The 17,515-nt window shown below is 61.2% G+C and carries 16 protein-coding genes; 4 read left to right on the top strand and 12 right to left on the bottom strand.

Translation table 11 applies throughout. The features are described from left to right. Position 1 precedes the first annotated feature (1 nt). The 5 genes from IZ6_RS01775 to IZ6_RS01755 form a co-directional block, all read right to left on the bottom strand. Positions 2 to 2,140 (bottom strand): acetate--CoA ligase family protein, encoded by a 2,139-nt coding sequence (locus IZ6_RS01775; protein ID WP_222876316.1) that lies wholly within the window; start codon positions 2,138 to 2,140, stop codon positions 2 to 4. A 189-nt stretch (positions 2,141 to 2,329) separates the two neighbouring features. Continuing rightward, positions 2,330 to 3,118 (bottom strand): GntR family transcriptional regulator, encoded by a 789-nt coding sequence (locus tag IZ6_RS01770; RefSeq protein WP_222876315.1) that lies wholly within the window; start codon positions 3,116 to 3,118, stop codon positions 2,330 to 2,332. Between the two features lie 129 nt (positions 3,119 to 3,247). Continuing rightward, entirely contained in the window at positions 3,248 to 5,224 is a 1,977-nt protein-coding gene (locus IZ6_RS01765; RefSeq protein WP_222876314.1) for a tripartite tricarboxylate transporter permease, read from the bottom strand. A 70-nt stretch (positions 5,225 to 5,294) separates the two neighbouring features. Next, the gene (locus IZ6_RS01760) at positions 5,295 to 6,380 is read right to left on the bottom strand and encodes a Bug family tripartite tricarboxylate transporter substrate binding protein (RefSeq protein WP_222876313.1); all 1,086 of its coding nucleotides are present in this window, start codon (positions 6,378 to 6,380) and stop codon (positions 5,295 to 5,297) included. Between the two features lie 37 nt (positions 6,381 to 6,417). Beyond that, a complete protein-coding gene (locus IZ6_RS01755; RefSeq protein ID WP_222876312.1) occupies positions 6,418 to 6,759 on the bottom strand; it encodes a cupin domain-containing protein in 342 nt (113 codons plus the stop codon). Between the two features lie 141 nt (positions 6,760 to 6,900). Between IZ6_RS01755 and IZ6_RS01750 the strand changes: the two genes are divergently transcribed. Next, positions 6,901 to 7,971 carry an AbrB family transcriptional regulator gene (locus IZ6_RS01750; protein ID WP_222876311.1) on the top strand — a complete coding sequence of 357 codons (1,071 nt, stop codon included), beginning with the start codon at positions 6,901 to 6,903 and terminating at the stop codon, positions 7,969 to 7,971. Here IZ6_RS01750 and IZ6_RS01745 read toward each other — a convergent pair. The 6 genes from IZ6_RS01745 to IZ6_RS01720 all read right to left on the bottom strand — a co-directional run bounded on the left by IZ6_RS01745 (position 7,959) and on the right by IZ6_RS01720 (position 13,352). Further along, positions 7,959 to 9,311: an MmgE/PrpD family protein gene (locus IZ6_RS01745; RefSeq protein ID WP_222876310.1), complete on the bottom strand. Its 1,353-nt coding sequence runs from the start codon at positions 9,309 to 9,311 to the stop codon at positions 7,959 to 7,961. The two genes, IZ6_RS01750 and IZ6_RS01745, sit on opposite strands and share 13 nt — an antisense overlap. Continuing rightward, complete coding sequence (locus tag IZ6_RS01740) at positions 9,302 to 10,048, bottom strand: SDR family NAD(P)-dependent oxidoreductase (protein WP_222876309.1); 747 nt, start codon at positions 10,046 to 10,048, stop codon at positions 9,302 to 9,304. Before IZ6_RS01740 ends, IZ6_RS01745 begins: the two co-directional genes overlap by 10 nt. Positions 10,049 to 10,105: 57 nt before the next feature. Then, on the bottom strand, positions 10,106 to 11,035 hold the full coding sequence (locus IZ6_RS01735; RefSeq protein ID WP_222876308.1) for a tripartite tricarboxylate transporter substrate binding protein: 930 nt from the start codon (positions 11,033 to 11,035) through the stop codon (positions 10,106 to 10,108). 90 nt (positions 11,036 to 11,125) lie between these two features. Next, positions 11,126 to 11,479, bottom strand: a complete 354-nt coding sequence (locus IZ6_RS01730) for a cupin domain-containing protein (protein ID WP_222876307.1) — start codon at positions 11,477 to 11,479, stop codon at positions 11,126 to 11,128. A 14-nt stretch (positions 11,480 to 11,493) separates the two neighbouring features. Further along, positions 11,494 to 12,483: an ABC transporter substrate-binding protein gene (locus tag IZ6_RS01725; RefSeq protein ID WP_222876306.1), complete on the bottom strand. Its 990-nt coding sequence runs from the start codon at positions 12,481 to 12,483 to the stop codon at positions 11,494 to 11,496. Then, positions 12,480 to 13,352, bottom strand: coding sequence for a fumarylacetoacetate hydrolase family protein (locus tag IZ6_RS01720; protein WP_225873969.1), 873 nt, complete (start codon positions 13,350 to 13,352; stop codon positions 12,480 to 12,482). Before IZ6_RS01720 ends, IZ6_RS01725 begins: the two co-directional genes overlap by 4 nt. Before the next feature lie 142 nt (positions 13,353 to 13,494). On the opposite strand from IZ6_RS01720, the gene IZ6_RS01715 reads away from it, so the two are divergent. From IZ6_RS01715 to IZ6_RS01705, 3 genes are read left to right on the top strand one after another with little or no spacing between them, the layout of a single operon-like run. Continuing rightward, complete coding sequence (locus tag IZ6_RS01715; protein WP_222876305.1) at positions 13,495 to 13,965, top strand: tripartite tricarboxylate transporter TctB family protein; 471 nt, start codon at positions 13,495 to 13,497, stop codon at positions 13,963 to 13,965. 12 nt (positions 13,966 to 13,977) lie between these two features. Continuing rightward, complete coding sequence (locus tag IZ6_RS01710) at positions 13,978 to 15,495, top strand: tripartite tricarboxylate transporter permease (protein ID WP_222876304.1); 1,518 nt, start codon at positions 13,978 to 13,980, stop codon at positions 15,493 to 15,495. Beyond that, a complete protein-coding gene (locus IZ6_RS01705) occupies positions 15,492 to 16,601 on the top strand; it encodes a mandelate racemase/muconate lactonizing enzyme family protein (protein ID WP_222876303.1) in 1,110 nt (369 codons plus the stop codon). The genes IZ6_RS01710 and IZ6_RS01705 overlap by 4 nt, the downstream gene beginning before the upstream one ends. Here IZ6_RS01705 and IZ6_RS01700 read toward each other — a convergent pair. Next, positions 16,598 to 17,482, bottom strand: a complete 885-nt coding sequence (locus tag IZ6_RS01700; protein WP_222876302.1) for an alpha/beta hydrolase — start codon at positions 17,480 to 17,482, stop codon at positions 16,598 to 16,600. The two genes, IZ6_RS01705 and IZ6_RS01700, sit on opposite strands and share 4 nt — an antisense overlap. Positions 17,483 to 17,515: the final 33 nt, after the last annotated feature.

Below are 17,515 nucleotides of genomic sequence, written 5' to 3'. Positions count from 1 at the left end.
TTCAGATCAAACCGGCACCGCGCGCCCATTTGTACTTCGCGCCCAGCACTTCCACGGGAAGCTCGGTCGAGTAGGCGTATGCAGGAATGCCGCGTTGGTAGAGATATTCGGCCGCCTCTTCCACTTCGACATCGCCCGCAAGCGAGGCGACGATGGGCTTCTCAAAGCCCTTGGCTTTCATCTCGTCGCGCACTTCGACAAGAAGCTTCGCAAACACCATCGGCGGTGTGACGATCGTATGCCAATAGCCGAGGATCAGCGCGTGGATGCGATTGTCCTCGAGACCAAGCCGCACTGTTTTCTGATAGGTCGCCGGGGGCTCACCGCCGGTGATATCGACCGGATTGCCCGAGGCGCCGAAGGGCGGGATATAGGCCTTGAACGCCTCGTCGAGGTCTTGCGGCATTTTCATCAGCGTCATGCCGTTATCGACGACCGCATCCGACAGAAGAACGCCCGAGCCGCCGGCGCCGGTGATGATGAGAACGTTCTCGCCCTTCGGCGTCGGCAACAGCGGAATGCCGCGCGCAAACTCCAGAAGCTGGCGTAGCGAACGGGCGCGGATCACACCCGACTGGATGAACACGTCTTCATAGATCTTGTCATTGCCGGCGAGCGCCCCGGTATGCGATGCCGCGGCAGCCGCACCCGCCGATGTGCGGCCGGCTTTCAGAACGACGATGGGCTTTTTCTTCGAGACGCGGCTCGCCGCTTCCGAGAAGGCGCGCCCATCTTTCAGATCCTCAAGATGCATCGCGACGATCTTGGTGTGTTCGTCCTGTTCGAAGAAGGCAAGGAGATCGTCCTCGTCGATATCGGATTTGTTGCCGAGGCCGACAATCGCCGACACGCCCATTTTCGCCGAGCGCGAAAAGCCGATGATCGCCATGCCGATGCCGCCCGACTGCGACGACAAAGCCGCCGAGCCTTTGACGTCATAGGGCGTGCAGAACGTCGCCGAAAGATTTTCCGGTGTGTAGTAGAAACCGTAAATGTTCGGCCCCATGAGACGGATATTGTGTTTCTTGCCGACTTCGACGATCTCGGCCTGAAGTTCCGGTTCGCCCGCTTCCGCAAAGCCCGAGGGGATAAGAACAGCGCCGGGAATTTTCTTCTCACCGACTTCCGCCAGCGCGGCCGCGACCAGCTTTGCAGGAATGGCGAACACCGCGACATCGACCTCACCGGGAATATCCTTCACCGACCGGAAAGCCTTGATGTCGAGAATTTCATCGGCCTTGGGATGAACCGGATAGATCTTTCCGGCGAAACCGCCATTGACGATGTTCTTCATCACCGAATTGCCGATCTTGCCGGCCTCGTTCGAGGCGCCGATGACGGCGATCGATTTCGGCTTGAGAATGCGCGTCATGCCTTTGACGATGTCGTCATGGCTGTGCGCCGGTTCGCGCGGCCGGTAGTCGAAATCGACGACGATGCGCACGTCCGCAGCAATCGCGCTTTTCGCTGTTGCAAAGACCGGGTTGAGATCAAGTTCGACGATTTCGGGGAAGTCCGTCACGAGCTGCGAGACGCGCACAACGATATCGGCTAGCGCTTTGCGGTCGACGGCTTCCGAACCGCGCACGCCATCGAGCAGTTCATGCGCCCGGATGGATCCGATCTGCGTCAGTGCCTCTTCCTTTGAGATCGGCGCGAGGCGGAATGTTATGTCCTTCAGGACTTCGACGAGGACGCCGCCAAGGCCGAACGCGACGAGCTTGCCGAAGGACTGATCGGTGATCGATCCGACAATGACCTCGGTGCCGCCCTTCAGCATCTGCTGAACCTGGATCCCCTCGATCTTCGCGTCGCTTTTATATGTCTTGGCGTTGGCGAGGATCGCCTCATAGGCAAACATCGCTTCCTCGTCGGATTTGACGCCGACGATGACGCCGCCCGCTTCCGTCTTGTGCAGGATGTCGGGCGAGACGATTTTCATCACCACCGGATAGGACATGCCCTGCGCAAGTTGAGCTGCCTCCTCTGCAGACTTTGCGAGGCCCTCACCCGGCACCGGGATTCCATAGGCATCGCAGACGAGTTTGCCTTCCGGTGCGGTGAGCGAAATGCGCCCATCCGCTTTGACAGCGTCCAGAAGCTTGCGGACCGCAACGCGGTTCACTTTCAACTCGGTCATGGCAATTCCCCGATTTTCAATCCCGCGCACCCGCGGCTATAACTGAATTATGAATTCATAATTCATTTATGCGGCTTGGCAAGCACGCGCAGGCTGCGGGCGCAGGGCTTTGCAGCAACGCGTGCGAAGTCGGACCCTCGGGGGCTTATTCAGCTTCGGATTTCAGAGAGTGAGGGGCCGGACGCCCGGCTAGTGGCTGCGCAGCTTGTAGATGAACTGGTCGCTTCGGCCGATCGTCTCGCGCCATTCGACGACCGTGTTGTTGTGCGAGAAGGCGACGCGCTCGATATGGATGACCGGCGAGCCGGCCTGAACGCCGAGGAGCTTGGCTTCCTTGCCGCCGACAAGGCTGGCCTTCAGCATTTCCTCGACAGCAACGACATGGATGTCGAACTTCTTTTCGATCGCATAATAGATGCGGTCGACGTCGAGTTTTTCGTTCTCAAGGCCCGCCATCAGTTTGTAGGGCAGGTAGGAATCATAGATACAGACGGGCGTGCCGTCATGCGACAGCAGGCGGCGGACAAACAGCACTTTGCCGCGCGCGCCTAGACCAAGAGCCTTTTTCGCCGCTGCCGGCGCCTCCGTCGTGATCTCCAGTTCGACGACCTTGACGCTCGGATTGAGCACGGCGCCGCCTGGCGTTTCGAAGCCGAAGAAGCGGGCAAAGCCGCGCGGCGTATCGATGCGCGTGACGAAGGTGCCCTTTCCGGGCCGCCTGTTGATCAGGCCCTCTCGCACGAGTTCCATGATCGCCAGTTTGATCGTCCCGGGGCTCACGCCGAAGCGTTCGCTGAGCTCAAGCTCGGTCGGCAGCATATTTCCGGGCTTCCAGACGCCGCGCGCCAGGTCTTTGCGCAAGAGTTCGCGGACACGCTGATAGAGCGGCACGCCATCGGCCTGCCGGTCGAGGCCGGACGCAGCTTCACCAGAATCGGCTGGCTTGGGATCCGCCAGTTCCGCCCGTGACTTTCTCATTCGCCCAATCGCCCTTCAGAACACGCTTTTTATATAGCCAACTTCCGGATGAGCCACGCGGTTATACGTCCTTCTGCTGTGGCCGAGTGACCCATTTTCCCCAGCCGTTTAAGCCTTCTACGCCTCCTCCTACTGCAACCAGCCGGGCAGATCGACATACGAAGAGAGGAGGCTCTCGGGGAATTTGAGGCCGAGCGCGTAGGAGATGAAGACGAGCGAGCCGGCAAGGCACGCCGCGCCGAGCGCGGCCTGCCACTGCTTCACGCGCGCCTTGGCCCACAGGAAGTAATAAACGAAGGCCGTATTGGCGGCGACGAAGCCGAAGACCCAGCAGCCTACGAGCACAGCGATCAGTACGCCGATATAGTGTTCGTTGGTACGGTATTCGACCTCGTCCGAAAATTCTTCCCGCTCGGAATCGTAGAAGAACGGCGCGTTCTTCCGCGTCCGCAGCATCGCGACGAGAAGCGGCAGCAGCATCACGAGCGCAACGACCGAGACCGAACGCGGCATCAGAGCCGTCGCAAAGTTCCACCCGATGGAATCGACAAGCGCAAAGGCGACGGCCGCAATCAAGACACCGATAAAGATGATCTGCGGCGTCTTGTTGTCGGCCGCATGCGCCGGCAGCACCTCCACCGGATCGCCGCGGTCCTTGAAACGGACAGCAGCAAAGATCGCCAGCGCCAGAATGACCAGAAGCCCGATCACCACCGGCCGATGCAGGAACGAGAATCCGTAAACCTGCGTGACGCGATAAAGGCCGTTTTCAAGCTGTCCGGACAGAACGAAGCCGATCATGAAGGCCGGACGCGACCATCCGAAGCGCTTCATATAGATGCCGAGAATGGCGATGAGGATGAGGATCGTAAGATCGCCCCAATCGCGCGTCGCCTGGAATGCCGATAGGAAGATCAGGCTGAACATGAACGGCGCGATGATGGTCGCGGGGACGGTCGTCAGCTTGGCAATGGGCTTTGCGAGGAAAACGCAGGTGCCGGCGCCGAAAATCGAGCCGAGCGCCAGCGACCAGATGATCGTGTAGGTCAGATCGAGATTGGTGGTGATCATCTCCACGCCGGGTTCGATGCCGACGAGGATGAAGCCGGCAAGCAGCAGCGCCATCGAGCCGGAGCCCGGAATGCCGAACAGCAGCGTCGGAATAAGCGCGCCGCCGTCCTGGGCGTTGTTGGCCGATTCCGGACCGATCACGCCGCGGACATCGCCTTTGCCGAATTGCGACTTGTCCTTCGATGTCTGGACGACATGGCTGTAGGACACCCAGTTGATGACCGAGCCGCCGATGCCGGGCAGCGCGCCGATGACAACGCCGAGGAGCGAGCAGCGGACAACGACGCTCCAATGGATGAATGTGTCCTTGACGCCCTGAATCCAGCCCGAACCCAAGCTTTGGCCGGTTTCGGAAATCTTCGACTGGCGGCGCACGAGATCGACAATCTCGGGCAACGCAAACAGCGAAAGACCGACAATGACCAAGGGAACGCCGTCGATCATATAGGAAATATCGAAGGTCAGGCGCTGCGAGCCGGTCGCAGGCGCCGTGCCGATCGTGCCGACAAGAAGGCCGAGCGCGCAGGTGGCAAGGCCCTTCAGCGGGCTTTTGCCGGTGAGCGTGCCGACCATGGTGAGCGCGAGGAAGATCAGCATCAGCTGTTCGCCGAAACCGATCATCAGAAGGAAGGGCAGCGCGAAGAAGATCGCGATCGTCAGAAACGCCGCGCCGATGACGCCGCCGATGAGAGACGACATGAAGGCCGCCGACAAAGCGCGCGCGCCCTCGCCGCGTTTGGACATCGGGAAACCGTCGAGCACCGTCGATTGCGACGAATTGCTGCCGGGAATGCCCATCAGGACGGAGGGGAACGTATCGGCGGTCGGGGTCACCGCCATCATTCCGATCATCATGGGCAGAGCAAGATCGGCATCGAGCCCGAAGACGAAGGGCAGAAGAACCGCCATGCCGGCGCTGCCGCCGAGAGCCGGTAGAACGCCCATAACAAGGCCGACATAGACACCGATCAGAAGATAGACGAGGTGCCACCCGCTCAGCAGGCGCACCAGGGTTTCGACGATAACGTCGCTCACATGCATTCCCCGAAGAAAAGAGAAAAAGAAAGCCGGCGCGGCGTCCTGCCGGCCGGCTCTCTAAAGTGCGTCAGATGGAGAGGTCGTACTTCTTTTTCAGATACTCTTTGAGCCAATCGGCCACTTCGGGGGTCAGGCCGACAGCCTTCTTGATCGCGAAGTCCGCATCATCGCCGAAGAGCTGCGGGTAGTCGCCGACTTCATCGCTCGCAAGCTTGCGGAAATCGGGATCTTCGAGCGTCTTCTTGATCGCGTCGATATAGGCCTGGCGGATATTGTCCGGCGTGCCTTCCGGCAGCGCGAAACCCTTGGACGCGGCAACACCGAGGTTCACGAAGGCCTTGAAGGCTTCGTATTCGGTGCCGGACGGCTCCTTGCCGTTCGCCGCCTTATAGACCTCGTTGATCGTCGGATACTGCTTGAACACCGGATCGCGAACGATGTCTTCGCCCTTCGGAATGCCGAGCGTCCACAGCGGAACGAACTCGCCGCTCTTGATGAAGGACTGGGCGCTCGAGTTGAAGCTCTCGGCCGTGTCGTGATTGATCTCAAGTTCACCGCGCAGCATGGCCTGACGGACTTCGCCGCGGGCCAGACCGAAAATCGTCTCATGATTGAGGCCGAGCAGATCGAAGGCGAAGATGTTGCGCAGCTCGCCCGCGTCCGGCTGTTTGGCGCCGTAACGGATTTTCTGGCCACGAAGCTTTTCGAGATCTTTCAGCATGTCCTTGCCGTCAACGCCCGTGCGCGAATGTGCGTAGATCACGGTGCCCATCGGCGAAACGTTGATCTGACGCCATTTCAGCACGTCGAACTGACGCTTCTTGCCGCCGAGAAGCTGCGCGACGAGCGTCGAGCTCGACGTCACGACGAGCATTTCACCGTCGGGCTTGGCCGTTGCCTGGAACTTGTTGTTGCCGAGGATCGAAGCGCCACCCGGCAGATTGCGGATGATGACGGTCGGATTGCCCGGCAGATATTTCTGCAGATACGGAATGAACATGCGCGCATAGACGTCGGCGCCGCCGCCTTCCGTATAAGGCGCGATCAGTTCGATGGTTTTGCCATTGAAGTCGACGCCCTGTGCGAAGGCGCCCGACAGCGAGGCGAGTGACGCGGCAGCCAGAACGGCGGCACCGCAAAGCAAGCGTTTCATTTTATTCCCTCCCAAGTTTTATATTTTGATCAGCACTTCACTTGCGCTTTCCCGGATAAAGCGCTTCGGCCTCATCGGCCCCTTTTGCCTTGTTGTAATCCTGGTCCATCGCCCCGCTTCCGGCCGGGCTCTTCACAGTCAGGAACGTCGCCGGACCGTTTACCGGACGGCTGCGATGCGGAACATTGCGCGGGATATGTACAAGCGTACCCGGACCGACGATCTTGTCTTCATCCCCGAGAATGAAGTGCAATTCTCCCGCGAGAATGTAGGTCCACTGTTCTTCGTTGGGATGCTCATGCAGCGCCGGGCCGTCACCTTCCGGCTTGGTCACGATTCCGACCTTCATGAATTCGCCGATGGCCGAGCGAACGCTCACATCAGGATTTCCCTTCTGCTTGCCTGGCTTCATCGTGTCTAAGGTGTAAAACGGCACCTGGCCCTCCCATGACTGAAAGGCGGACGATAGCACTCGCTTTGGCAATCGACAAATGTTTATATATTTAGATACAAGACCTCGATGACCTTCTCCCAAAAGCTGATCCACGTTCTTGCCGCCGCTGCCGTCGGGCTCGCCGGTGCCGCGCTTTTCGCGAGTATTCACGCGCCTTTACCCTGGATGCTGGGTTCGATGTTCGCGACGGCGGTCGTGACGCTCGCCTCCGGATTTCCCTATAGGATGCCCCGCGCGGCCCGGACCTTCGCCCGGCCGGTGATCGGCGTTTTGGCCGGATCGACCTTTTCACCAGCTCTCTTCGCCAGCGCCGCCGATTGGTGGCCGGCCTTCATTGTCGTCGGGATCTTTGCGTTCATCACCACTTCTGCGGGCTATGTCTTTTTCCGCTTTGTCTGTCGCTTCGATCCAACGACCTCGTTCTTCGCCTCGACGCCGGCAGGTCTCAACGAAATGTCGCTTCTCGGCGATTCACTCGGCGGCGATCTGCGAACCCTCGTTCTTGTGCACGCGACGCGCATTCTCGCCGTCGTCTCAATAATTCCGCTCGTCGTCCGCACCTCGGCGCATGTCGATGTGCCGCTGCTTCTGCCGGAACATCCGATCGGTCATATCGAGGATCTCGCGGTTCTGGTCGCATGCGGTCTTGCCGGGTATTTCATCGGAACGCGGCTACCCATCCCGGCGGGCCCGATGCTGATCAGCATGCTGTTCAGCGCCGCGGCACATCTTGCGCAGATCACCGACGCCGCGCCGCCATCCTGGCTTGTCAGCGGCGTGCAGGTCGTTATCGGCTGCATCGCCGGCGCGCGCTTTGCCGGCATTCACTGGCGCGAGGCCCGAATGATCGCGGTCAGCAGCGTCGCCTGGGCAATTCTCATTGTCGGCGCGGCTTTTCTGACGGCCTATACGGCGTCGAACCTTGTCGGCATTCCCTTCAATTCGCTGCTTCTGTCGCTTGCGCCCGGCGGCATGGTCGAAATGACCTTGATTGCCTACGCTTTGGGAATCGAAGTCGCATTCGTGATCGCCTGCCAGATCTTCCGCAACGTCTTTACCGTTCTGACCCTGCCCTATATCTACCGGCTTCTGCACGCCGATAGGCCCGAAAAGCCCGGGCCGGATCAGACCGGATAATCGGCAAGGCTTCCGGCATCGGTGCTTTTGCTCAGCATTGCCGCACGGTCAAGAAGATCGCGGGCGCGTTGCGCTCCGAGAACAGGTTCGACAAGCGCACGGAACTTCTCGGCAATATCCTCGTCCGACATCGGATGTTCGAGCGAGCCGAGCGCATGCTCGACATGAACGCTGTGCGTCTTCGCATCGGATGTGCGGATGAGAACGAAGGCTTCGTTTTTGCGAAGCCCCTTGCGCGTCTGCACCGCAACCGATTTGCGCAGCGCCGCAAAACCCGCATCGTGCACGGCCTCTTCCGAAAAATCCTCGACCCGCGCCGAACGATGCGTCGCGGCAACCGCCGCGGCATGCGTCAGGCTGAATTTGCTTTGCAGTTCTGTTTTCGGCTCGCCATGCCCGGCAAGTTCCGCCGCGACCGGCGCGACTTCGAGTTCGATATTCGCGATGTCCTCCGGCGAGATGCCGCTCCCGGCGCACAGGCGCGACACGCCGTCGATCACCGCATGAGTGACGATGGCGCAGGGATAGGGCTTGAAAATATTGAGCTCGATCTCGTAGGCGCCGCCGAGTTCTTTGGTCATCGAATGCGGTGCTTCATGGCCGGTAAAAACCATCGACAGGCCTTTGCGGCCCTCGATCGGTTTATCGGGTGCGGAAACGCCCTCCGCTGCCAGCATCGCCGAGAGCAGTCCGTCGCGCGCCGCGCGTCCCGGCGTCAGCGCCTTGCACGCCGTTCCATACATTTCGCGCAACCCGCTCGCCTGGTTCGCGGCGATCGACATGGCGGCAACCGTTTTCTCCGCATCGAGGCCGAGAAGTTTGGCGACGGCGGCCGCCGCACCGATACCGCCGGTCACGCCCGTCACATGCCAGCCCGGGTTGTTTTCTCCGAAAACACCATTGGCGATCCGGCAGGCGACTTCGACGCCGAGAATATAGGCGGCGATGAAATCCTCGCCGCCGACATTGCGTCCATGCGCAAAGGCAAGGATCGCCGGCAGCACCGGACCCGATGGATGGATATTGGTGCGCTTCATCTGCGTGGAATCGAAATCCAGCACGGCCGAGCTCGTGCCGTTGATGAAGGCGGCGTTGACCGCATCGACGCGCTCTTTGCGGCCGAGGATCGGCACGGTGCCGGCGACGCCGAGGCGCTGCAGCGCTTTCAGCGAACTGTCGACTTCTTCGTGATGGGCGCCGCCAATGCTGACGCCGAGAAAATTGATGAGCGAACGCCTTCCGGCATCGAGCGCCGCCGGCGGCAGATCGCGATAGCTCGTCGCGACGACGAAATCTGCGAGCTGGCGCGTTGCTCCGGGAAGAACGATGTTCAATGACATGAATAGCCGCCGTTTACGTGGATGGCCTGACCTGTGATGTAGCGGGCGCCGGGTCCGCACAGCATGCGCACCATGGCGGCGATTTCCCAAGGCTCGCCGCGGCGTCCGATGGGCGGCATGCGCTTCTGTTTGAACTCGGTTGCGGCATGGCGCTTCATGCTCGAGCCATCGGTTTCGATCGTGCCGGGCACGACGCAATTGACCGTGATCCGGTCCGGCGCGAGATCGAGCGCAAGAGCCTTTGTAAATCCGGCAAGCCCGGCTTTCGCCGTCACCACATGCGCACGCTCGCGCGCGCCCGTATGGCCGGTCTCGCCACCGATATTGACGATGGTGCCACCCTTACCGCGCATGTCGGGCAGAACCTCCTGCGCGAGATTGAAGGCGCCATCGAGAACGATGCCGAGAATGCGTTGCCAGTCCGCGAGTTTGATCTCGCCGAACGGCGTTTCCTCGCGCACGGCGGCGCAATTGACGAGAATGGAAATCGGGCCGAGCTGCGTGCGGGCGGCGCTCACCATGGCTTGAACCTCCGCCCGGTCGCGCACATCGCCGAGAAGCGGGATCGCGCGTCCGCCGCGGCTGCGGATGCCGGCCACGATCTCATCGGCCGCATTGGCGTCGCTGCGGCCGCAGACAGCCACCGCCGCTCCCGCAGAAGCGAGATCTTCGGCGATTGCGCGCCCGATATTGCGCGTCGCGCCCGAGACAAAAGCGACCTGTTCCGCGAGTTCCATCACTTGTCCTGTTCTCGATCAAAGCGCCGCCCCGCGGACGGGACGGCGCATTCTTGTTTATTCGCCTATGCCCATATCGTTCAGGATGAGCGAGAGATTCTGCTCTTCCGTCTTGCAATAGGCGGCGAATTCTTCGTGCTTCATCAGTTTGGCGGTCTGGAAACCGGCTTCCGCCGATTTCTTGAAATCCGCGTCCTGCATGGTCTTGTCGAGCACGTCCTCCCAATAGGCGACGGCTTCCGCCGGCATATCTTTCGGGCCCATCAGGCCGCGCCAGTTGGAGACGACGGCATCGAAGCCGAGCTCCTTCCAGGTCGGCACATTGGCGACCGCGCCCGGCATGCGCTCGGGCGAGGTCACGGCGAGAAGGCGCAGCTGGCCGGCTTCAACCTGTTTGACGAGGCTGCCGACAGAGGCCGGAACGACGTCAACATGCTTGCCCATGACGGCGGTGCGCGCTTCGCTGCCGGCCTGGAACACCACGGTCTTCAGCTTGGTGATGTCGATTCCGGCTTTCTTCGCCGCCAGCGCAATCGCCTGATGATTTGAGTTGCCGCGGCTCGTCGCGATGCCGATCGACAGCGACTGCGGATCGGCCTTCAGGCGTTCGATCAGATCCTTGGCGTCCTTGATCGGCGAATCCGGATGGACGGCAATGCCGATATATTCGGCGAAGATGTGCCCGATCGGCGTGACCTCGGCGCAGCCGATCTTCGAGCGGCCCGCAAGCTTGTTCGACACCATGCTCGCGCCGGCAATCACGAGATTTGCGCCGCTGCCGGCATGCTCATTGTTCAGATAGCCGAGGCCGACAGCGCCGCCGCCGCCCGGCTTGTTGGTTACGACGACATTGTTCTTTACCGTGCCCTGCGTGCGCCAGATCGCCTGGAGCTGACGGGCGAGCTGGTCGGGCGAGGTGCCCGGGCCGACGGTGACAAGAATTTCGACATCGCCTTCCGGTTCCCAGGCGAGAGCCGGGCTTGCCATGAGACTTATCGCAAGCGCAGCTGCGCAGATTTTTCGTAAGTACATTGTTTCCTCCGATTATGTCGTTTTGTACACTCTTGTTCTTTTTGGTTATTCCCCGACCAGATCGACCCTGAACTCCTCGAAGGTGTCCTTGACCGTCAGGAAGATGACTTCCTCATCGCCGATCGCCGTGATGCTGTGCGGCACATCGGGCGGCATGTAGACGACATCGCCGGCTTTGATGATCATTTCCTCATCGCCGACGATGGCGGTCGCCGTGCCCTGGAGCATGTAGTTGAACTGCTCGGCATTGTGCTTGTGCATCTTCGAGCCCGTGCCCGGCGCCTTTTTGGCAAGGCCGAGGATCATGCGCTGGCCCGGCACCTTGGCGCCGAAAGACGACGTCACTTTCGGACCGAAAGCGAACTGCTCCATCTGGTCGAAACGGTGGAAGTATTTCATGTCGTTTGTCCTGTTCACGTATCCAGCAGGGTTTCGGCAAAGAGCTCATTGACCGCGACATGGCGCGCCGCGAGCGATTGATCGTGCGAATAGCGGCAGAGCGCTTCGAGCGTCGGGTGATTGGCTTCGACGCCGTAAGGCCAAAAGTCCTTGCCGAGCGCCGATTTCGTCTCAGTAAGCTCGACGCCAAGCCAGGGCAGCATCAAGGGATGCGTCGCCGCATTGGCCATTTGATCGAGCTTGCGGTAGCCGAGATCGCGCGACTGAACGAAAGCATCGTAGAGCCGCTTCGGCAGGTCCGGCGAAGCCTCGACCAAAGCGCGGCGCACGGCGACGAGATGCATGATCGGGAAAATGCCGCTCGCTTTGAAATAATCCTGCTCGGCGGCTTTCGTATCGGGAAAGAGGCGGCGGATCGGCGCTGAACCGTCCCGGAAGCCGAGCGGCGGCTCCGGTGCGATGACAGCGTCGATCTCGCCTTTGACCAGAAGCTCATTCAGCGTGACGCTATCGCCCGCCGGACGGATTTTCTGGCCGGGACCCGGCTCGATCTTGATGCGCTCTTTGCGGCCGGCGACATTGAGGCCGCCGGTGACATATTCGACATCGCGGTGATCGAGCCCGAATTTCTCCTGCATGATGCCGCGGATCCACAGACCGGCCGTCATCTGGAATTCCGGCGTGCCGATGATCTTGCCCTTCAGATCGGAAGGCTTCTCGATGCCGCGGTCGGAGCGCACATAGACCGCATCGAAGCGGAAGTGCCGCGACAGGAAGACCGGCAGCGCGACATATTCCGAAACGCCGCGCGAGAGCTGCACGACATAGGAACTTGCGGACAGCTCGGTGACGTCGAACTCCGCGCGCTTTAATGCGCGCGGGAAGATTTCCGGCGGCGGCAGATTGAGCGCCGACAATGTCGCGCCTTCCGGCTTTGCCTCGCCGGTGAAGATGGCGTCGGTGCGGTCGTTGCGGCCGCAGGCAAAGGTCAGGATCTGCGTCATGCTTCGCCCGGGACTTTGACGTCGGCTTCGGAGACGATGGTGTTGCGCAGCACACCGATGCCGTCGATTTCGATTTCGACCACATCGCCCACCTTCATATAGACGGGCGGCTTGCGCGCCGTGCCGACGCCGCCCGGCGTTCCGGTAATGACGACATCGCCCGGCAGAAGCTCGGTGAAGCTCGAAATGTAGGAGATGAGATAGGGGACGGTGAACAGGAAGTCGTCGAACCCGGCATTCTGCATCACCTGGCCGTTAAGGCGCGTCGTGACGGAATGTGAGGCGACATCGCCGAATTCATCGGGCGTCACGAGCCAGGGGCCGAACGCGCCCGTGCCCCAGAAATTCTTGCCCGGCAGAAACTGGTGCGTATGGCGCTGGAAATCGCGCAGGCTGCCGTCATTGTAGCAGGAATAGCCCGCGACATGATCGAGCGCCTTGTCTTCGGAAATGTAGCGTCCGCCTTTGCCGATCACGAAAGCAAGCTCACCCTCATAATCGAGCTTGTCGGACACGCGCGGCAGGATCATCGGTTCGTTGTGGCCGATCTGGCTGCGCGGCGTGCGCGGAAACAGCGCCGCATATTGCGGCATCTCGCGGCCCATTTCCGCGATGTGCTTCGCGTAATTGAGGCCGACGCAATAAATCATATCCGTGTCGGGCAGAAGCGGCGCGTAGTGCAGCCCGTCGAGCGGAATGCGCTTTGCGCCCGTGACGGCTTTCGCTCCGGCTTCGATACCGCCGTCTTCGAGCATGCCGCGCAAGCTCTTCCACCGTCCGCCCGATGCGCCGCCGAGGACCGCGACCTCGCTTCCGACAACTGCACCGAAATCAACACCACCGGCCGAACGATACGAAACGAACTTCAAGACAACACCTCCGTGAGCGACCCGAACTTTGTAACGCGGTCCCAACCAAAGGTGCAATAGTTTATATATTTATATATTTGACATAGCGGCTAAGGGGGCTAGGCTGACCCCAAGAATAGAAAATTCATGGGAGGCCCATTTCATGGGCAAAACGCTCGCCGTCGTCTGCGCGGTCCTCGCAGCCGTCTATCTCATTCTCAGCTCTATGATTCCCGTCCGCCTCGGGGAGGACCCGGTGGGTCCGCGGATGTATCCGCTGCTGCTCGGCGGCGGCATGGTCATCATCGCCCTTCTCCTCTGGCTCGAAGCGCGCGGCGCGCTGGCGCCCGTTTCCGAACCTCAAGCGCCCGCAGATCCAGACCTCAGCCGCCGCCAGCGCCGCGGCGTTTTCGGCGCGGGTGCGGCCGCACTTTTCTATGCGGTCGCGATGGAAAGCGTCGGCTATCTCGCAGCGACCTTCCTTTTGATGTTCGGCCTTCTGAGCGCCTTCAACCGCGGCAAGCACCCGATGAACATCGCCATCGCCGCCGGAACATCGGCGGTTCTCTATTACGGCCTCAAAAAGGGGCTCGGCGTGGCGCTGCCGTCAGGCCTGTTCGGCTTTCTCGGCTGAGGATCATCATCAATGGATTCCCTTCCTTACGTTCTCGGCGGATTTGAAGTCGCGCTTCAGCCGCATAATCTGATGTTCGTGTTTGTCGGCACGCTGCTCGGCACGATCATCGGCATTCTGCCCGGCATCGGCGCGACGGCCGGCATCGCCCTTCTCCTGCCGCTGACGTTCGGTCTCGATCCGGTCTCCGCGCTGATCATGCTGTGCGGCATCTATTACGGCTCATCCTATGGCGGCACGGCAGCTTCCGTGCTCATCAACACACCCGGCGACGGCACCTCCGTCATCACCGTGTTCGACGGCTATCCGATGGCGCGCAACGGACGCGCCGGTGCGGCGCTTGCCGTTGCTGCCGTCGGCTCCTTCGTCGCCGGCACGATCAGCGTGATCGCGCTGACGCTTCTCGCCATCCCGTTCTCGAGCGTCGCGCTGCAATTCGGTCCGGCCGAGAATTTCATGCTGATGATCTTCACCATGTCGGCGGTCGGCGCGTTCACCTCAGGCTCGCTGCCCAAGGGCATGTTCTCGGTCTTCTTCGGCCTGATGATCGCAACCATCGGCATCGACCTGCAAAGCGGCCAGGAACGCTTTGTCTTCGGCATTCCGAGCCTTCAGGACGGCGTGCCGTTCCTCTCCATCGTCGTCGGCTTCTTCGCGCTGACGGAGGTCATCTATCAGATCCAGGCCTGGTACACCGGCGATGCAAAGCCGATCCGCATTTCAGGACGTCTCTGGTGCACGCCGGACGAATGGCGCCGCTCGATCGGCCCCATCACGCGCGGCGGCATTATCGGCTTCATCGTCGGCGTCCTGCCGGGCGCGGGCGGCATCATCGCCACCGTCATTTCCTATGCGACGGAGAAGAAACTCTCCAAGCATCCGGAGATGTTCGGCAAGGGCGCGATCGAAGGCGTTGCCGGGCCAGAAGCCGCGAACAATTCTTCCGTCTCCGGCAATCTTGTGCCGCTGCTGACGCTCGGCATTCCGGGCTCGGGCGTCACCGCCGTCCTTCTCGGCGCGTTCATCATGTACGGCATTCAGCCCGGCCCGCAGCTGATGAAGGAACAGCCCGAACTCGTCTGGGGTCTGATCGACTCGATGTATCTCGGCAATCTCATCCTTCTCGTTTTGAACCTGCCACTGATCGGTCTCTTCGTCCGCATCCTCTATCTGCCTTCGGGTATTCTGCTCACCGGCATTCTCGTCGTCGCGCTGACGGGCGTTTACTCGGTGAACAGCAGCATCACCGAAGTGTATCTGGCGCTCGGGTTCGCCGTTATCGGCTACTTCTTCCGCAAGGCCGACATCCCCGTCGCGCCGCTCGTCCTCGGCGTCGTGCTCGGAGGCCTGATGGAACAGGCCTTCCGTCAGGGCATGACGATTTCGAGCGGCGATCCGATGATCTTCCTGGCGACGCCCGTCTGCCTGATCCTCGCCGTGCTGACGCTCGGCTCGCTGTTCATGCCGGTCTTGCAGCAGGTTTTCACCAACCGGCGCGCCAAGCGCGAGGCGGCCGTGCAGCAAGGATGAGCTTCAACGCCATGAAGATCGCCGATCTCACCGCATCCGTGCACCGGGTGCAGATTCCGATGCCGCTCGTCGAAACGCGCTCCACAGGCTGGGGCTTCGTTTTCTGCGAAGCGAAGACCGATACCGGCATCACCGGCTACGGCCTCACCGGCAAAATGCTGCCGTTTGCGGTCGCCGACACGCTGAGGCGCGAAATCCTGCCGCTCGTGAAGGGCATGGACCCGCGCAACACCGAAGCGATCCATCATATCGTGTGGCGCAAACTCAATATGCGCTGCCAGACCGGCGTGATCGTCCACGCGCTTGCCGCGCTCGATATCGCCCTCTGGGATATTCACGGCAAGGCCGTGAACCGCACCGTCGCCGAGCTTCTCGGCGGCTTCAGCAAAGAGGCGCAGACCTACTGCACGTTCGGCCTTCATGAATACAAGCACGACGAACTCGTCGCCGCGGCGAAGCATTTCGCGGCTGCAGGCCATCAGGCGCTGAAAATGGTGGTCGGCGTCGCCAAAGGCGGCTGGCGGGAAGACATCAAACGCCTGCGCGCCGTCCGCGATGCCATCGGGCCTGAGCGTGCGCTGATGATGGACGCCAATTACTGTATGGACCCGGCCAATGCCCGCGCCCTCTGCAATGCCGCCGAGGAGCTCGACATCGCCTTTTTTGAAGAGCCCCTTCATCAGAACGATGCGCGCGCGATGGCGGATCTGCGCCGCCAGACGCGCATTCCCCTCGCCGCCGGGCAGATGGAAGGACATCGCTGGCGCTACCGCGAACTGATCGAGCATCGCGCCGTCGATATCATTCAGCCCAATTGCTGCTATGGCTCGGGCTTCACCGAAACGCGCAAGGTCGCGCACGCCGCGCAGATGTTCAATCTGCCGCTCGCCGTGGGCGGCGGCTGGCCGAGCCTCAACCTGCATCTGATGGCCGGCATGATGAATGGCGGGCCGGTGGAGCTGCACACGGTCACGGCTTCGGTGTGCGAGCTGCTCTTCCCCGGCTCGATGCCGATGGAGGGCACGATCATGAAAGTGCCGGAGGGTCCCGGCCTCGGCACGGAGCCGGATCGCGCGTTCCTGAAAGACAGCCTGCAGGCCGCTTAACGCGGCTGCGCCAGCATCCAGTTGATCTCGGCGCGCCAGTCTGTCATGCGGATCGGCGTGCCGTGCGAGCCCGTCTCGAAGCGCACAAAGCGCGTCGGATAGCCCGGCGATTTTCCCGGCAGCGAGCGGAAGAACTGCTCCTGCTTGATGACCGAGACCACGGTGTCGGCGCCGCCATGCCCGAAGAAAACAGGCACTTTCGCGCGGAAGGCGGCGCTGTCCAGGAATTCTTCGTCCGGAAAAGATCCAAGCAGAAGAAGCCCGCCGAGCCGCGGTCCGATGACGGGATCTTTCGCCAGATTCCAGCACACCTGTCCGCCCATCGAACCGCAGCCGATGATCACCGGCGCCGACGGCGAGCGCGCGATGTAATGCAGCAGAAGCGTTTTGATCTCCGCGGTACCGCGCTCGGCGAAATCGGAAAAATCGGGCGAGAGATAGAGCCCGCCATTTTGCGCCATCAGATTTTTGATGCGGTTGAAATTGCCGCCGAACGTGATGTCGTCGACGCCCTGTTTGCGGCTGCCGCCCTGCCCGTGCAGATACATTGTGATGATCGCAGCACCATCCGTCTTGCCGACGGTGAAATGGCGGATCTTGCCGAGCGGGCTTTCCAGCACCGCATCTTCCTGAACCTTGCGCACGCCGGTCGAGACGTAATGCGGCTGCACGCGGCGCTCGGGAACGTCGTCGCGAATATGGATGTCGCGCTCTTTCTTGTAATCGACCATGCGGTAGAAATCTTCGCCCTCGTCCACCATGACCTTGGGATAGGCGAAGAGATTGTCCTTGAACGGCTTCAGTTGAAGCGTCTGCGCCTCGACTGCGCTCGCACCTAGCCCGGCGGCGATCAGAACGGAGCAGGCAAAGGCAAACCGCATATCAGGCCTTTTCTCGCGCGAAGAAATTCAAAT

Origin of the sequence: Terrihabitans soli, from assembly GCF_014191545.1 — a bacterium.
In the GTDB taxonomy this organism is placed as follows: domain Bacteria; phylum Pseudomonadota; class Alphaproteobacteria; order Rhizobiales; family Methylopilaceae; genus Flaviflagellibacter; species Flaviflagellibacter soli.
This window is presented reverse-complemented; position numbering and strand designations above follow the sequence as displayed.

Excerpts from the sequence above, each read along its gene's own strand:
- IZ6_RS01705 (WP_222876303.1), top strand. The coding sequence starts at position 15,492 with ATGAGCTTCAACGCCATGAAGATCGCCGATCTCACCGCATCCGTGCAC.
- IZ6_RS01750 (WP_222876311.1), top strand. The coding sequence starts at position 6,901 with ATGACCTTCTCCCAAAAGCTGATCCACGTTCTTGCCGCCGCTGCCGTC.
- IZ6_RS01735 (WP_222876308.1), bottom strand. The coding sequence starts at position 11,035 with ATGGCAAGCCCGGCTCTCGCCTGGGAACCGGAAGGCGATGTCGAAATT.
- IZ6_RS01745 (WP_222876310.1), bottom strand. The coding sequence starts at position 9,311 with ATGTCATTGAACATCGTTCTTCCCGGAGCAACGCGCCAGCTCGCAGAT.
- IZ6_RS01700 (WP_222876302.1), bottom strand. The coding sequence starts at position 17,482 with ATGCGGTTTGCCTTTGCCTGCTCCGTTCTGATCGCCGCCGGGCTAGGT.
- IZ6_RS01725 (WP_222876306.1), bottom strand. The coding sequence starts at position 12,483 with ATGACGCAGATCCTGACCTTTGCCTGCGGCCGCAACGACCGCACCGAC.
- IZ6_RS01740 (WP_222876309.1), bottom strand. The coding sequence starts at position 10,048 with ATGGAACTCGCGGAACAGGTCGCTTTTGTCTCGGGCGCGACGCGCAAT.
- IZ6_RS01730 (WP_222876307.1), bottom strand. The coding sequence starts at position 11,479 with ATGAAATACTTCCACCGTTTCGACCAGATGGAGCAGTTCGCTTTCGGT.
- IZ6_RS01715 (WP_222876305.1), top strand. The coding sequence starts at position 13,495 with ATGGGCAAAACGCTCGCCGTCGTCTGCGCGGTCCTCGCAGCCGTCTAT.
- IZ6_RS01775 (WP_222876316.1), bottom strand. The coding sequence starts at position 2,140 with ATGACCGAGTTGAAAGTGAACCGCGTTGCGGTCCGCAAGCTTCTGGAC.
- IZ6_RS01770 (WP_222876315.1), bottom strand. The coding sequence starts at position 3,118 with ATGAGAAAGTCACGGGCGGAACTGGCGGATCCCAAGCCAGCCGATTCT.
- IZ6_RS01710 (WP_222876304.1), top strand. The coding sequence starts at position 13,978 with ATGGATTCCCTTCCTTACGTTCTCGGCGGATTTGAAGTCGCGCTTCAG.
- IZ6_RS01760 (WP_222876313.1), bottom strand. The coding sequence starts at position 6,380 with ATGAAACGCTTGCTTTGCGGTGCCGCCGTTCTGGCTGCCGCGTCACTC.